This window comes from Thalassococcus sp. BH17M4-6 (genome assembly GCF_049323015.1).
Classification (GTDB): domain Bacteria; phylum Pseudomonadota; class Alphaproteobacteria; order Rhodobacterales; family Rhodobacteraceae; genus Puniceibacterium.
Window position 1 is genome coordinate 18781 of record NZ_JBMPGU010000023.1, and the last position, 15251, is coordinate 34031.

General features: G+C 64.7%; 14 protein-coding genes. 5 read left to right on the plus strand and 9 right to left on the minus strand.

The genetic code is table 11. The annotated features are described in order from the left end of the window. Positions 1-23: 23 nt before the first annotated feature. The 3 genes from ACOXXX_RS20620 to ACOXXX_RS20630 form a co-directional block, all read right to left on the minus strand. Complete coding sequence (locus tag ACOXXX_RS20620; RefSeq protein WP_422828515.1) at positions 24-1301, minus strand: flavin-dependent oxidoreductase; 1278 nt, start codon at positions 1299-1301, stop codon at positions 24-26. A gap of 43 nt (positions 1302-1344) precedes the next feature. After that, complete coding sequence (locus tag ACOXXX_RS20625; RefSeq protein ID WP_422828516.1) at positions 1345-2523, minus strand: cytochrome P450; 1179 nt, start codon at positions 2521-2523, stop codon at positions 1345-1347. Between the two features lie 109 nt (positions 2524-2632). Continuing rightward, positions 2633-3517 (minus strand): amidohydrolase family protein, encoded by an 885-nt coding sequence (locus ACOXXX_RS20630; RefSeq protein ID WP_422828517.1) that lies wholly within the window; start codon positions 3515-3517, stop codon positions 2633-2635. 106 nt (positions 3518-3623) lie between these two features. Between ACOXXX_RS20630 and ACOXXX_RS20635 the strand changes: the two genes are divergently transcribed. The 4 genes from ACOXXX_RS20635 to ACOXXX_RS20650 all read left to right on the plus strand — a co-directional run bounded on the left by ACOXXX_RS20635 (position 3624) and on the right by ACOXXX_RS20650 (position 7434). Continuing rightward, positions 3624-4409, plus strand: coding sequence for a crotonase/enoyl-CoA hydratase family protein (locus tag ACOXXX_RS20635; RefSeq protein WP_422828518.1), 786 nt, complete (start codon positions 3624-3626; stop codon positions 4407-4409). Between the two features lie 69 nt (positions 4410-4478). Continuing rightward, complete coding sequence (locus ACOXXX_RS20640; protein ID WP_422828519.1) at positions 4479-5513, plus strand: TRAP transporter substrate-binding protein; 1035 nt, start codon at positions 4479-4481, stop codon at positions 5511-5513. 68 nt (positions 5514-5581) lie between these two features. Continuing rightward, positions 5582-6109 (plus strand): TRAP transporter small permease, encoded by a 528-nt coding sequence (locus ACOXXX_RS20645; protein ID WP_422828520.1) that lies wholly within the window; start codon positions 5582-5584, stop codon positions 6107-6109. After that, complete coding sequence (locus tag ACOXXX_RS20650; RefSeq protein ID WP_422828521.1) at positions 6106-7434, plus strand: TRAP transporter large permease; 1329 nt, start codon at positions 6106-6108, stop codon at positions 7432-7434. The genes ACOXXX_RS20645 and ACOXXX_RS20650 overlap by 4 nt, the downstream gene beginning before the upstream one ends. A 21-nt stretch (positions 7435-7455) precedes the next feature. Here the strand turns inward: ACOXXX_RS20650 and ACOXXX_RS20655 are convergent, their stop codons facing one another. The 3 genes from ACOXXX_RS20655 to ACOXXX_RS20665 are packed head-to-tail and all read right to left on the minus strand — an operon-like array spanning position 7456 to position 10508. Continuing rightward, positions 7456-9243 (minus strand): feruloyl-CoA synthase, encoded by a 1788-nt coding sequence (locus ACOXXX_RS20655; protein ID WP_422828522.1) that lies wholly within the window; start codon positions 9241-9243, stop codon positions 7456-7458. 21 nt (positions 9244-9264) lie between these two features. Continuing rightward, positions 9265-10032, minus strand: coding sequence for an SDR family NAD(P)-dependent oxidoreductase (locus ACOXXX_RS20660; RefSeq protein ID WP_422828523.1), 768 nt, complete (start codon positions 10030-10032; stop codon positions 9265-9267). Between the two features lie 2 nt (positions 10033-10034). After that, positions 10035-10508, minus strand: a complete 474-nt coding sequence (locus tag ACOXXX_RS20665; RefSeq protein WP_422828524.1) for a MarR family winged helix-turn-helix transcriptional regulator — start codon at positions 10506-10508, stop codon at positions 10035-10037. A 77-nt stretch (positions 10509-10585) separates the two neighbouring features. Here ACOXXX_RS20665 and ACOXXX_RS20670 point away from each other — a divergent pair, with 77 nt between their 5' ends. Next, the gene (locus ACOXXX_RS20670) at positions 10586-11050 is read left to right on the plus strand and encodes a DUF3237 domain-containing protein (protein WP_422828525.1); all 465 of its coding nucleotides are present in this window, start codon (positions 10586-10588) and stop codon (positions 11048-11050) included. Between the two features lie 290 nt (positions 11051-11340). On the opposite strand, the gene ACOXXX_RS20675 is transcribed toward ACOXXX_RS20670, so the two are convergent. The 3 genes from ACOXXX_RS20675 to ACOXXX_RS20685 all read right to left on the minus strand — a co-directional run bounded on the left by ACOXXX_RS20675 (position 11341) and on the right by ACOXXX_RS20685 (position 15136). Further along, positions 11341-12900, minus strand: a complete 1560-nt coding sequence (locus ACOXXX_RS20675; RefSeq protein ID WP_422828526.1) for an acyl-CoA dehydrogenase family protein — start codon at positions 12898-12900, stop codon at positions 11341-11343. Between the two features lie 83 nt (positions 12901-12983). Beyond that, positions 12984-14630: a sulfatase-like hydrolase/transferase gene (locus ACOXXX_RS20680; protein ID WP_422828527.1), complete on the minus strand. Its 1647-nt coding sequence runs from the start codon at positions 14628-14630 to the stop codon at positions 12984-12986. Beyond that, positions 14627-15136, minus strand: coding sequence for a MarR family winged helix-turn-helix transcriptional regulator (locus ACOXXX_RS20685; RefSeq protein WP_422828528.1), 510 nt, complete (start codon positions 15134-15136; stop codon positions 14627-14629). Before ACOXXX_RS20685 ends, ACOXXX_RS20680 begins: the two co-directional genes overlap by 4 nt. Positions 15137-15251 lie beyond the last annotated feature (115 nt).

Here is a 15251-nt window from a genome sequence, read left to right on the forward strand (position 1 = left end):
ATGCGCCAACCGAACGGTGGCCCCTATCCGACCTTTGCGCCCTTCGGGATGGTCGGCGCGGCGCTGTTCAGGTGGTCTATCGCTAGCCCCGCCGCCGCCTTGTACTTGGCCATGAACTCGGCCCGTTCGGCGGCGGGGATCACCGCGTCGATATCGTCGAACAGTCCGCCGCAGCGGTCATCAAGCAGGTTGAGCAGGCCGAACGGACCGGCACCGCGATTGCGCAGCACCAGCGCCGACACCGGTTCGCACAGCTGCCTGTCATAGGCCGCGAGCGCCGCATCGGTCACGCCGTGGTCGATCATACGCGCGCCGATCACGCGGGCATCGACGATGGCCTGGCTCGCCCCGTTCGATCCGGTGGGATACATCGCATGCGCGGCGTCCCCCATCAGACCCACGCGACCCTGCACCCAGGACGGAATCGGGTCGCGGTCGATCATCGGGTTTTCATAAGCGCAATCGGCGGCACGCAGCATCGCAGGCACATCCAGCCAGTCGTATCGGAACTGTTCGAAATGGTGGATGAAGTGATCCACCTCGACCGGTCGGAACCACCCGGCCTGCTGCCAGCCGTCGGCATTGTCGACCGTGACCTCGGCGATCCAGTTGACCAGGCAGGTGCCATCGGGGTCAGGCGCCGAAATCGGATAGATCACCATCCGGTGCCGATGGGTGCCCAACCCGATGAAGGAGCTTTCGGTGCGCAGCGGCCGCGCCCGGACCGTCCCGCGCCACATGATCGCACCGCCCCAGTGGATCGGCGGCTGGTCGGGGTACATCTGCGCACGAATGGCCGAATGGATGCCGTCAGCCCCGATCAAAAGCCCACCGCGCACCGTGTCGGTCGTTCCATCGGCCAGCGCGACCGTGGCCGTCACGCCGGTGTCGTCCTGCGCGAACCCGGTCACCCTGGCACCCAGCCGGATCACGTCGGCCCCGGCCCGTTCGACCAGCGTGCGGTAAAGCAGCATGTGAAACGCGCCCCGGTGGGCCGCGTATTGCGGCCAGTTGTAACCGGCATCCAGACCGCGCGGTTCGGCATAGACCTCGCGCCCGTTCAGCCCCACCAGCGCCCATTCCCGGGCAGGCACGCCGACGCTGTCCAGATGCTCTGAGCTCAGGCCCAGATCGAAAAGCTCGCGCACCGCGTTGGGTTGCAGGTTGATGCCAACACCGATGGGCCGCATGTCGCGCGCGCTTTCGAAAACGGTGAAGGGCACGCCGATCTGGTGCAGGGTCAGCGCCAGCGTCAGCCCGCCGATCCCGCCCCCGGCGATCAATACCTTGTCCTGCGTCACCTGCGCCCCCCTGTTCTTCGGCCCACCACCAATTTCGTCTGCGCTATTGCAGCAGAACCGGAATCTGGATCGGCCCCCGAAAACCGAAGCCGCGCCAGATCACCGCGTCGGTGTCGGGGATCGTCATATCGGGAAAGCGGTCAAAAAGGGTCGGCAGCATGATATGCCCGACCGCCCGCCGGGCCACATGGGTGCCCTGGCAGAAATGCGGCCCGTTGCCAAAGGACTGGTGGTGACAATCGGACCGGTAGACGTCGAAGGTCTCGCCGTTTTCCACCACCTCTTCGTCGCGGTTGGCGCTGGCCTGGATGGTCATCACCGTGTCGCCCTTGGGGATGGCGTAACCGCGGATCTCGGTGTCCTCGGTCACGAGGCGGGAGGAGGCGGAAATCGGCGCGACCCAGCGCACGCCTTCCTCGAACGCCTTGACCCAATCGCCGTTCTTCTTCACCTCGGCCAGCTGATCGGGGTTGGTCAGCAGCCCGTAGAGCGTGGTATTGAGCGCGTCGCGCGGTTCGTTGATGCCGCCGCCGATGGCGATCTTGATGTTGGCGTAGATCTGCGATTCGGGAATCGGGTCGTCGGCGTTGAGCATGACTGAGAAGGCCGAAGGGTTCGGATCGGCCAGATGCCGAGCCTTCGCCCCGTCGAGAACCGCATTGACGGCGGCATTGGTCCGATCCGCCCGTTCGAACGGCGCATCGCGCCAGCCAAAATTCCCGGCCCCCTCGATCAGCGCCTGCGACCATTCCATCATGTCCTCGTCGCTGGCCTCTTCCATCCCCAGCAGGATCGCAAGCCCGCGCGCGGCGTAGGCGCCCGACAGGATGGCGAAGAGGTCGACAACCTCGCCCCGCGGCAGGCGCGCGACATAGTCTTCGGCGATCTTCTGATAGCGCGGCATCCATTCCGTCTGGATCACCTTGGGGCTGAAGGCGGGGGCCATCGCCATGCGTTCGCGCAGATGCGCAGCGCCATCCTTGCGCATCAGCGTATGCGCGCCAAAGGCGCGTTTCATCGGCGTGTTGGGATCGTCCGAGCTGAACAGCTCGGGATTGTCCTTCACGTATTTCGTGTCGGCGGCCTTGGTCAGAAAGGTCCGCCCGGCAGCCTTGACCTGCACGACGGGTGTTTCGGCCCGCAGGCGGCGATAGATCGGGAACGGATCGCGATCCAGCTGGTCCAGCGTGATCGTATCGTCGATGGGGGCGGGCGTTGGCATGGAAACCTCCGGTCATGGTAATTCGGGCCCTATACCTGACCCGGTCAAAACGTATCACTGGCTGGCAAAACTGTCTGCCTCTCCCGCAAGTCCAGCCCGGCACATCGGGCTAGGCCTCGCCCAGCAGGCGCAGCGCGTTTTCCTTCAGGATCAGCGGGCGCACCTCGTCCTTGAAGGGGGCGGCGTCGAAATCGGCCAGCCAGCGGTCCGGCGTGATCGCGGGCCAGTCCGACCCGAAGAGCATCTTTTTCTTCAGGATCGAGTTGGCGTATTTGACGAAGATGTCGGGAAAGTATTTCGGCGACCAGCCGGACATGTCGACATAGACGTTGGGCTTGTGCTGCGCCACGGCCAGACCTTCCTCGGTCCAGGGAAAGCCGGGATGCGCGAGAACGATCTTCATATCCGGGAAATCCACCGCGACATCATCCAGATGCATCGGGTTGGAATACTTGAGCCGCATCCCCATGCCGCCGCGCATGCCCGACCCGACGCCGGTCTGCCCGGTGTGAAAGAGCGTGATCACCCCCTCTTCGGCACAGGCTTCGAGCACGGTGTAGCACGCCTCCCGGTCATTGGGGAAAAAGCCCTGCATGGTCGGATGAAACTTGAACCCGCGCACGCCGAAATCGCGCACCAGACGACGCACCTCGCGCGCGCCTGCCCGCCCCTTGTGCGGATCGATCGAGGCGAAGGGGATCAGGATGTCGTCATTCTCGGCACAGATCTGCGCCACCTCTTCGTTGGAATAGCGGCGAAAGCCGGTCTCGCGCTCGGCATCGACGGGAAAGATCACCGCGGCGATGTTGCGTTCGCGGTAGTAGGCCGCGGTGTCCTGCACCGTGGGCAGCATGCCGTCGACGCCCGCCGGATTCTTGAAATAGGCGGCCATGCCGGCCTGGAATTCATTGTACCCATCGCTGCGGTCGTGCTTGCACGGTTCTTCCGCATGGGTGTGAAAATCAATGGCTTTCACCGCGCTAAAGTCGACCATTGCGACGCCCCTTTCGGCTGCGATCCGTGTCCTTCAAAGAATGCTATACATTAAAACTGTTTACCTATACAACAAAAAGCAGGAACCGCTGAGGGGATCAACGACCATGACCGACGGGGCAACCCAGGCCAGCACGGCGACGCGCGTCGAAATCGACGGCGACATCGCCACCCTGATCTTTGACCGCCCCGAAAAGCGCAACGCCATGAACGATGCGTTGGTGGACGATCTGGACCGGTTCTTTTCCAACCCGCCCGACGGCGTCAACGCGGTGATCCTGCGCGGCGAGGGCGGGCATTTCTGCTCGGGCCTTGATCTGGCGGAACACGAACATCGCCCGCCGGTGGACGGCGTTTATCATTCGCGCAACTGGCACCGGGTGTCGGAGCTGATCGAATTCGGCGGCCTGCCCGTCATCTCGGTCCTGACGGGTGCCGTCATAGGTGGCGGGCTTGAAATTGCCGCCTCGACCCATGTGCGCATCGCCGAGCCCGACGTGCGGTTCCAGCTGCCCGAGGGGCGGCGCGGCATCTTTGTCGGCGGCGGTGCCACGGTGCGCGTCGGACGACTGATCGGCGCCGACCGGATGCGGGAAATGATGCTGACCGGGCGGAACTACGGGGCCGAGGACGGGCTGCGCCTGGGCCTTGCCCACTACACGACTGAGGCGGGCGAGGGGCTGGCGCTGGCCCGGACGCTGGCACGCCGGATCGCGGACAATGCGCCGTTTTCCAACTACCTGATGATCAACGCTATCTCTCGGATCGGCGATATGTCACGATCCGACGGGCTGTTCACCGAAAGTCTGGCGGCGGCCATGTGCCAGACGTCCGATGGCGCCAAGGAAGGACTGCGTGCCTTTCTTGAGAAACGGGAGCCTAAATTCCGCTGAAAGGTCGCGACAGATCGACCGCGGGACACGACGACAGAACACATCATGGGAATCTAGGGAGGTCACACCATGAAAAGAAGAGAGTTCATCAAGACGACAGCCGGGGCCGCCGCCGCACTTGCCGTGCCAAGCATCGCCAAGGCGCAAGAAGTCACGTTGCGGCTGCACCAGTTCCTGCCGCCGCCTGCGCCTGTGCCCGCGATGATCCTCAAGCCCTGGGGCGAGAATGTCGCCGCGGCCTCGGGCGGGCGGATCAAGATCGACCATTTCGACGCCATGTCGCTGGGCGGACGCCCGCCCGAACTGATGGACCAGGCCCGCGACGGCGTGGTCGATCTGTCGATGACCGTGGTCGGCTACACCCCCGGGCGTTTTCCGCGTACCGAAGTTTTCGAACTGCCCTTCATGATGACCAACCCCGTGGCCACCGCCAAGGCCTATTGGGAGATGGTCGAGAAGGATTTCCAGAGCAACGAATACAGCGATGTCAAGGTGCTGGGCGCCTGGGTGCACGGCCCCGGGGTCATCCACACGGAAAACGGCGTGAACACGCTCGAGGACATGAAGGGTCTGACACTGCGCGGCCCGACCCGCATCATCAACGACCTGCTGTCGGAACTGGGGGCAGAGCCTGTCGGCATGCCGCTGCCCGCGATCCCCGAGGCGATATCGAAGGGTGTTGTCAAAGGCACGGTGATCCCGTGGGAGGTGACGACCGCCATCCGGCTGTCCGAACTGGTCAGCAACCACACCGAATTCTCGGGCGCGGAATCGCTTTATACCGCGGCGATCGTTCTGGTGATGAACCGGGCCAAGTACGACGCGCTTCCGGACGATCTGCGCGCCATCATCGACGCGGAATCCGGCGAGAAACTGTCGGCCTTCGCGTCGCAGGTGATGTGGGACATGGACGCGCCCGCGCGGCAGATCGCCGTGGATGCGGGCAACAGCATCATCACCCTGGACGAGTCCGAGGTCGCGCGCTGGAAAGAGGCGTCACAGCCCGTCATCGACCGCTGGATCGCCGACATGGATGGCAAGGGCATCGACGGGGCCGCGCTGATCGAAGAAGCCAAGGCGCTGATCAATAAGCACGGCGGCTAAGCGCGCCCCGCGATTTGGACGGGCGGCTGCCGCTGCCCGTCTTGCCTTTGGGAACGAGGACGCCCCAAGTGTACCGCCACCTGAACCGTATCGCCGAACGCATCGCGATCCTGCTGGCCCTGGCCAGCGGGTTTGTCCTGCTGGGCATTGTCGTGCTGACCTGCGTGTCGATCATCGGTCGGGCTTTGGTGCCGCTCAACATCGGGCTGGGTCCGATCCGGGGCATCTACGACATCACCGAAATCGGCATGGCGGCGGCGGTCTTCGGCTTTCTGCCGCTGACCCAGTACCGCGAGGCGCATGCCCGGGTCGACCTCTTTCAGACTGCCCTGCCCAACGCGGTGAACCTTGGCCTCGACCTGCTGTTCAACGTCGCGATGTTCGTCGCCGCTCTGGTCGGCAGCTACCGGCTGTATCTGGGCATGCTCGACAAGAAATCCTACGGCGAAACCACGCTGATCGCGCAGATCCCGGTCTGGCAGGGCTATGCGCTCAGCCTTGTGGGATGCGTGGCGTTCGTCGTCGTCGCGGCGTTCTGCATTCTGCGTTCGGCCCGCCGGTTGCTGGGCCGCGGCACGGTGGGTGAGCCGACATGACCAATATCGAACTGGCGATCTGGTCGTTTCCGGCCCTTCTGGTGCTGGTCTTCCTGCGGATGCCCATTGCGCTTGCGATGATCGGCGTCGGGGTCGGCGGTACCTGGCTTGTCATCGGCAACCCGATGATGACGCTGAACCAACTCAAGACGCTGACCTACGGCACCTTCTCGAACTACTCGTTCTCGATCATCCCGCTATTCCTGCTGATGGGCCAATTCGCGACGCTGTCGGGGATGTCGGCGGCGCTCTTCCGCGCGGCGGAAAGCTTTCTGGGCCACCGCAAGGGCGGCGTCGCCATGTCCGCCGTCGGGGCCTGTGCAGGGTTCGGGGCGATCTGCGGATCGTCGCTGGCCACCGCCGCCACCATGGGGCAGGTCGCCCTGCCCGAGCTGAAACGCTATGGCTATCCCGGATCGCTCGCTACCGGTGCGCTGGCGGCGGGCGGCACGCTGGGCATTCTGATCCCGCCTTCGGTGATCCTGGTGATCTATGCGATCCTCGCCGAACAGAACATCGAAAAGCTGTTCGTCGCGGCGCTGATTCCCGGCATCCTGGCCGCCATCGGCTACATGATCGCGATCTCGGTCTGGGTGCACTGGTCGCCCAATAGCGCCGCGGTCAAGGACCGCGCGCCTTGGAGCGAGCGGATGAAGGCGCTCGGCAAGGTCTGGCCTGTCCTAACGATCTTCATCGTTGTCGTCGGCGGCATCTATGCGGGCATCTTCACGCCGACAGAGGCCGCCGCCGTGGGTGCCGCGGGAACCGGCATCGCGGCACTTGCCGCGGGGCAGATGAATTGGCACCGCCTGCGCGAATCCATTCTGTCCACCGCCTCGGCCACCGGGATGATCTTTCTGATCATCCTGGGCGCGGGCATCTACAACAACTTCCTGTCGCTGACGCAACTGCCGCAGAATGCATCCGTCTGGGTGGGCGAACAGGGCTTTTCGCCGTGGTTCGTGCTGACCATCGTCCTGATCATGTACCTGATCTTCGGCTGCGTCATGGACAGCCTGTCGATGGTGCTGCTGACCGTGCCGATCATCTTTCCGATCATGTCAGTCCTCGACTTCGGGATGAGCGCTAGCGATTTCGGCCTGTGGTTCGGCATTCTGGTGCTGATCGTGGTCGAGGTCGGGTTGATCACGCCACCTGTGGGCATGAACCTGTTCATCATCAACTCGATGGACAAGCACACGCCCATCGGCCAGACCTACAAGGGCGCACTGCCTTTCGTGCTGACCGACATGGTGCGCGTGGTGATCCTCGCGGCGTTCCCGGCGATCACGCTTTGGCTGGTCTGGGTGATCGACGCCTTGTGACGGGGCGCGCGGCGCGGCCGCTCAGGCTTTCAGCACCGCGCCCTCCTCCGCATACATCCGCGCGATCAGATCGGCATGACTGCCCCGCATGGCGCGCTGGTTCAGCGATCCCTTTTCGGTGATTTCGCCCCGGTCGAAACTGGGCTCCCGGTCCAGCACCACGGCCCGCCGCACGCAGGAGGCTGAGCCGGTGGACGCCTTCGCCGCCGCACCGAGCTTTTCAGTCAGCGCCGCGTGGCGAGCGTCGGCGTCCATCTCTTGCGCACGGTCCGACAGCAGCAAGAGCGCGCCCAGCTGCTTCTGATCCTCTCCGACGATGACGGCGTCGCGCACCAGCCCGTCCATCGCGTCGACCAAGGCCGCGCGCACAGCGCCCACCGCGACCCACGTGCCGGTGCCGAGCTTGAAATTCTCGGCCACCCGCCCGTCAAAAAAGAACCCTTTGGAGAAATCCTCCGGATCGGCGGGGCGCAGCGCATCGCCCATCTTGTAATAGCCTTCTTCGTCAAAGGCCTCTGCGGTCTTGGAAGGCTCCTTGAAATAGCCCGGCGTGATGCTGGGACCCTTCAGCCGCAATTCCAGCTTGCCGCCGTTGGGCACCAGCTTCATCGTCAGTCCCTTGGCAGGCACGCCGATGTTGCCGGATTTTTCCTGCACTTGCGTGCAAGACAGCGCGAAGGGCGCGGTTTCGGTGGACCCCAGGCTGGTCGACAAAAGCACCTCATGACCCGTGGTCTTGCGCCCGATGGCGCGCAGGCGGTCCCAGGTATGCTGGGCCATGCCGGCACCCGCGTAGAACATCATCGACAACCGGGCAAAGAACGTCTTGGCCAAAGCCTCGTCACGCTCCAACTCCTCGACCAGCCGATCCCATCCAACGGGCACGTTGAAGTACCAGGTGCAGGACACGTCATGCAGGTTGCGGATCGTTTCGTCGATCTTGCCCGGCGCGGGCTTGCCGTCGTCGATGTAATAGGTGCCACCGTTGGTCATCACGAGAAAGAAGACCTTGTTGCCTGCTGCCGTGTGGTTCCACGGCGCCCAGTCCAGAACGACAGGCGGCGTGTGCTGCAAAAAGCGATAGCAGTCGCGCACCATCGCCTCCATCGTGCAGATCATCCGGTTGGTGTTGATCACCGCCTTGGGCGACCCGGTCGAACCGGAGGTGAAGAGGTATTTCACCACCGTATCGGGGCCGATGCCCTTGCGCGCCGCGTCCGCTGGGGCGGGGTCGGTGTCCAGAAGCGATTGATAGCTCACCGCATCCACGCCCGGGTTGTCCAGGGCGATCACCTTGCGGCCTGTCGCCTTGATGGCATCCAGTGCGGCGGCATAGGCCTGTCCATCCTCGACGAAAAGCGCGCCGGGGGTCAGGGTTTGCGCGATCTCCCTGAGCTTGGCATGATCCTTGGACACCAGCGAATAGGCGGGCGACACCGGCGCGTATGGAATGCCGGTGTAGAAACACGCCGCCCCCAGCATCGCGTGTTCCAGCGAATTGCCCGACAGGATCAGCAGCGGTCGGTCCGGCCCCAGCCCCATCGCCAGCAGCGCCGCGCCGATGCGGCGGGCCTGCTCGCGAGCCGCGCCATAGGTCAGGCCGATCCACGCGCCGTCGGCCCCGCGACGGGCGAGCCAGGTCTGCTCGGGGGTCGCGTCGGCCCATTTGTCCAGGTAATCCGCCAGCGTCGGCAGATGATCCGGCAACGCCCCCTTCTGCCGCATCAGGATCGTGCCGTCGTCGCGGTGCTCGTACTCGAATTCCGGGTCCCAGAAATCCGACGCCACGCCTGGCGCTTCGATGTTCATGTCATCCTCCCTGACCCCGCCCTAGCGGGGGGCCATCCGTATCGCCCCGTCAAGGCGGATCACCTCGCCGTTGAGCATGGAATTGCATGTGATGTGATGCACCATTTCGGCGTATTCCTCGGGGTTGCCCAGGCGCGACGGAAACGGCACCTGCGCCCCGAGCGAGGCCTGAACATCCTCGGGCAGCGATTGCAGCAGCGGGGTGAGGAAAAGGCCCGGCGCGATGGTGCAGACCCGCACGCCCTTGTCGGCAAGGTCGCGCGCCATCGGCAGGGTCATCCCGACGATCCCGCCCTTGGACGCGGCATAGGCGATCTGACCGATCTGTCCGTCGAAGGCCGCGACCGAGGCGGTGTTGACGATCACGCCGCGCCCGCCGTCGGCATCCACCGGATCGGCGGCGACCATCCGCGCCGCCACCTGCGAGGCGCAGTTGAAACTGCCCAGAAGGTTGACGCGCAGGGTACGGTCGAACAGCGCGAAGTCATGCGGCTCCCCGCGTGACACGGTTTTGGCCGCCTCGCCGATGCCGGCGCAGTTGACCAGCACGCGCGGCGTGCCATGCGCTGCCTCTGCCGCGTCGATCCCCGCCGCGACCGATGCGGGCTCGGACACGTCGACGGCGGCGAACCGCCCGCCGATCCGGTTGGCATGGGCCTTGCCCTTGTCTGCGTCGCGGTCGAAAATGGTGACCTTCATCCCGCTGTCCGCGAGCCTGAGCGCGGTTGCGGCGCCAAGGCCCGATGCCCCGCCCGTCACAATGGCGGCGTGGCCTGTCCAGTCCTGCATGCTTAGTCCTCCGTCTGCCTGATCTTGCGCAAGAGCGTCAGCAAGGTTTCGCGTTCCTCGGCTGTGAGATCCGACAGAAGCGCTGCCTCGTGGGCGCGCACTGCATCTCGGGCCCGCGCATAGGCGGCACGGCCTTCGTCGGTCGGGATCAGGGCCTGCACCCGCCTGTCACGCGGCACCGGGATCCGCTTGAGCAATTTGCGGCCTTCCAGTTCGTCGATGATCGCCACAAGGCCCGACCGTTCGATGCCCAGCATCCGCGCCAGTTCGCTTTGGGTGATGTTGGGATATTGCACGACCAGCGACAGCGCCGAAAAGACCCGCGGGCCAAAGCCGTCCATCCCGAGCGTCCGCCGGAAGTCCGCGCTGACGATGACATAGGCGCGTTTGAGGTTGTAGCCGACCAGATCCTCAAGATCGGCCCCGGCCCTCTGCTCGTCATCCGATGGCGTCGGGATCTTCCGCTGCGCGGCCATACCAGCCCTCCCTGCTTGCTTTTGCGGAAAGACTACGCCAGATTGTTAACCAAGTAAACAATTACTGGAGTCCGACGATGCACCTTCTCGAACCGACGCTGGATCATGTCGCGACCCTGATGGTGGAGCTTGGCCCGATCCGGCCGATGGGGGACGGTCGCGCCGGTCAGCGGCGGATCATTCCGATCATCGGCGGCACCGTCACAGGCCCCGAACTGTCGGGCCGCATCCTGAATGTCGGCGCGGACTGGCAGACGATATTCGCCAACGGTCTGGCCGAACTCGACACCCGATATGCCATGGAAACCGACGACGGCGCGACGATCGAGATCGTCAATTACGGGTACCGGCACGGTCCGAAAGAGGTGATCGAGGCGATTGCCCGGGGCGAACCGGTGGACCCCGCAAGCTATTACATGCGCACCCAGGCAAGGCTGGAAACCGGCGATGCGCGTTACGACTGGGTCAACAAAACTCTCTTCGTAGGGACCGGCGCGCGCAATCAAAGCAGCGTCCAGATGGAGCTTTACGCGCTGCGCTAAAGCGTGATGCGATAGGCTTGAAACGGCCCTGAGCGGACGTACGATCCATGAACCCGGCGCGGAATCAAGGCCGAAGGCCGCCGCGCCATTGCAGTCGCGCCCCCACGCGGCTGCGATTTGGCTGAGCTTGGTGCATAGCCGGTGTGGCGTGCGAATTTGGCTGGCATAAAGCGCAGAGCTGAAACACCTGATCGCATCCGCGCGCGACTGCAATGGCGCGGCTTCTCACCTGGTTGCGCAAAATCCTCTTCAGGCTGCTCGCGCGCGTTTCAACCTTTCTGCATCCCCCATTAGGCGGCGGCGCTGCTCCAGTCCGGTCCGGGGGCGATCACGTGCTCGGCCAGTTCCCTAAAGCTTTCAGTGGCCCCGACCTGGGCGATGCGGGACCATACCGCGCGGTAGAAAACCGTGCCCGTCAGTTCCATGAAGCCATGCGCGTATTTCGCGGGGCTGTCGGTTGCCAGTACCGCGGCGCGGGCCATACGCCACCTTTCGCGCAGCTCCAGAACCCTGGCATCGTCGGTCAGCCGCCCGATCAGCGCATCGAAGGCATCCGCACCCGCACCGTCCGCCACCCGAAGCCCGCGCGTCGCGGTGGCCAGGGCATGGATACCGTTCGCCCCTTCGTAGATCGAGGTGATGCGGGCGTCGCGCCAGGTCTGGCTGACCCGGTATTCGGTCAGGTAGCCGTAGCCGCCAAGCACCTGGATGCCCAGATCGGCGGCTCGAATCCCGGCCTCGGTGCAAAAGACCTTGCAGACAGGTGTCAGGAAATCGACCAGTTCGGGCCCGATGCCGCGCACCATTTCCACCAGGGTGACATGCGCCATGCCGCGCGCGCCCAGCGCGAGGCAGCGCTGTTCGGTCAGCATCCGCTGCACATCCGGATGATCCGCCAGCACAGCCTCCGCGCCGTCGGCGGTGCGGCCCTGCCTGCGCTCTGCCGCGTAGGCGGCGGCGATGGCCTGCGCGCGGGACGCATGCGCGACCCCCTGGAATGCGACATCGAGCCGGGCGTGGTTCATCAGCGTGAACATCGCCTTCAGCCCCTGCCCCTCGGTTCCGACAAGCTCTGCTGGGGCCGCATCAAACGCCATCTGGCAGGTCGGAGAGGCGTGCAGGCCCAGCTTTTCCTCGATCCGCGTGACCTTGATCGCCGATCCTGCCGCCCGCTTCGACGTCAGGAAAAGCGACAGGCCCTTGATCCCCTCCTCGGCCGAACCGCTGCGGGCCAGAACGAGATGCAGGATGTCGTCAGACAGGTCCTGATCACCGCCGGAGATGAAGATCTTTTCGCCGCTGATCATCCATCCGTCGCCCTGCGGCACGGCGCGCGTTCGCACCTTTGACAGATCGGACCCCGCGACGGCCTCGGTCAGGCACATGGTCGACAGCGCCGCGCCGCTGGCCAGTTTCGGCACCCATTCCTGCTGTTGCGCAGCGGTGCCAAAGCGGCGCAGAGTCGTGATCGCGCCGGGCACGAGATTGCAGACCATCTGCATCGCATGGTTCGCCCCGGCGAACACCTCGGACACCATGGCGGCGATCAGGGGGCCCTGCCCCATCCCGCCGTGATCCTCGGGCGCGGTCAGCCCCTGCCAGCCCATTTCCGCCAGCTGGGCGTAGGCCTGCGCAAAGCCGTCTGGCATGCGCACACGGCCATTTTCCAGGCGGCAGCCCTGCCGGTCGCCGATGGCGTCCAGCGGCGCGATCTCACCCTCGGCAAAGGCCGCGAAGGCCGACAGGATATCGGTGGCCAGTTCGTCGTCCCACTCCGCCAGATCGGCCGCCCCGGCCACATCACGCAGCGAGAATAGGATGTCGTCGGTCGGCGCTGTGAAAGGCATCATCGAAGTGGTCCCGGATTTTGTTACCCGAGTACACTGTTATCCTGTGTAACTATCTTCTCCAAGCGAAATGATCCGCGGGCCCGTCAGGGCTTTCCGACGGGTTGTAGCGACGCAAAGGGTTTGCCGACCGTCTCCTCGTATTCCCGCTCGTCCCAGAAGCCGATGAGGATTCCGCCTTCGGCCGCCATCTTCTGCCGTGCCAGAACCGCCGGGGTCGCGGTGATACGGGTGTGGTGGCGTGTGGCCCAGTCCAGCAGCGCGGCGTCCATCCTTTGGCGCACGGCGATGTGTTCCTCCGCCGTCGACGCGCCAATGTCGACCAGTTCGTCGGGGTCGGTGTCCAGGTCGAACATCACGGGACGAAACCCTTCGCAGCGGATATATTTCCAACGCCCGTCAAAGATCATCGTGGTGTGCGCGTGTTCTTGTGGCTGGTCCAGGCTGCGGGCCATTTCGGACCAGTGGTAATCGTGCTGGCTTATGACGTAGTTGCGCGAAAACCCGCCCGTCCCATGCAATATCGGCGTCAGGTCGCGGCCTTCGATCACGTGCGGTTTGGCAGGGCAGCCCAGTGCAGACATGAAGGTGGGCGCAAGGTCGATCATCTCGACCAGGGCATCCGAGACCTGTCCCCGGGTGGCATCGGCCCCGGGCCGCGGATCGGCGATGATCAACGGCACCTTGACCGCCGTTTCATGATAGAAATCCTTGTCGCCCATCCAGTGGTCGCCCATGTAGTCGCCGTGATCCGAGGTGAAGGCGATGATGGTGTTCCGGCTCAGCCCGCTTTCGTCCATCCAGGCAAAGAGCCGCCCCAGATTGTCGTCAAGCTGCTTGATCAGCCCCATGTAGGCAGGGATGACGTGTTCGCGCACGTGATCCCGGGAAAAGCTGCGACAGACGCGGGCATCCAGGTAGGCCCACAGCAGCGGGTGATCGGTCGTACGCTCGGCATCCGACCGGATGGGCGGCACGATGTGCGACGCGTCGTACATGTCGTGATAGGGCGCGGGCACGATGTAGGGCCAGTGCGGCTTGATATAGGACAGATGGCAGACCCAGGGCCGCCCGTCGGCCTGCACCCCCGACATGAAGTCGATGGCGCGGTTGGTCATGTAGGCGGTTTCCGAATGCTCTTCGGGCACGTTGGCGGCGAGGCGAGAGTTCTTGAGAAGCCAGGCGGACAGCAATGCGCCATCGGGGTCGAGGCCGGAATTGGCGAAATCCTCCCACGGGTTGTCCGAGGCAAAGCCATGCGCCACCAGGTAGTCGTCATAGGCCGACCAGTTCTGCCGCGCGCTGTCGGGATGCAGGCCGTCGTCCCGCTCGAACGGTTCGAACCCGCATTCCGAGACCCGGACGCCGATTTCGCTGGATGGATCGATGCCGAGCCACGCCATGCCGTCGGCATCCGCGGTCATGTGGGTCTTGCCAACCAGAACGGCGCGGGCACCAACCTCGCGCAGGTGATCGCCCAGCGTCGGTTCACCCACTCGCAGGGGCATGCCGTTCCAGGTCGACCCGTGGCTGCGCACATAGCGGCCGGTGTAGGCGGACATGCGCGACGGGCCGCAGACCGGCGACTGCACATAGGCATTGGTGAAGCGCACCCCGCGCTGCGCCAGTGCATCGATATGCGGCGTGTGAAGATGCGGGTGGCCGTAGCAGCTCAGATAGTCGAACCGCAGTTGATCGGCCATGATCCAGAGGACGTTCGGGCGGTCGGTCATTTGGCCTCCTCCGTGCTCAGGATGTCCTGCGCGGGGATGTGCAGAAACGTCTCGAGCCGGTCCAGAAGACCCGCGAAAAGCGTGATCTCCTCCTCGCTCAGCACGTCGCGCAGGGCGCGGCGGCGCCGCGCCATGATCGGGGCGGCGCGGGCATAGGCGGCGCGGCCCCTGTCGGTCAGGTCGACGATCATCCGCCGCGCGTCGCCCTGCCCGCGTTCGACGGTGACCAGCCCGCGTTCGCGCATGGCCGGCAACGCCCGGCTGAGCAGCGAATGGTCGGTGCGCTGGATCGCGGCCAGATCGCGGATCGTCATCGGCCCCGCCTCGTGCAGGTCCCACAGGGTCCGCCATTCCACGATCGACAGCCCGCCCCCGAATTTCAGGAACTGCTGCCCCTGACGGCGCGACGCCGCATAGACGGCGGGCAGACGTGAGAACACGTTCGTGTCCTCGCGCCTGCGGCGGCGATTGATGCGATCAGGGTCGATCCTTGGCTCTGCGGTCATGGGCTCCTCCTGCCGTCACTAAAGACCGAAAGATAATACGTGACAAGTCATATATTTTTTGCAACCCTCGGGAAGAGGCGCCTGACCGGCGCGCGGCGGCTTTGGAGGAAGGCGC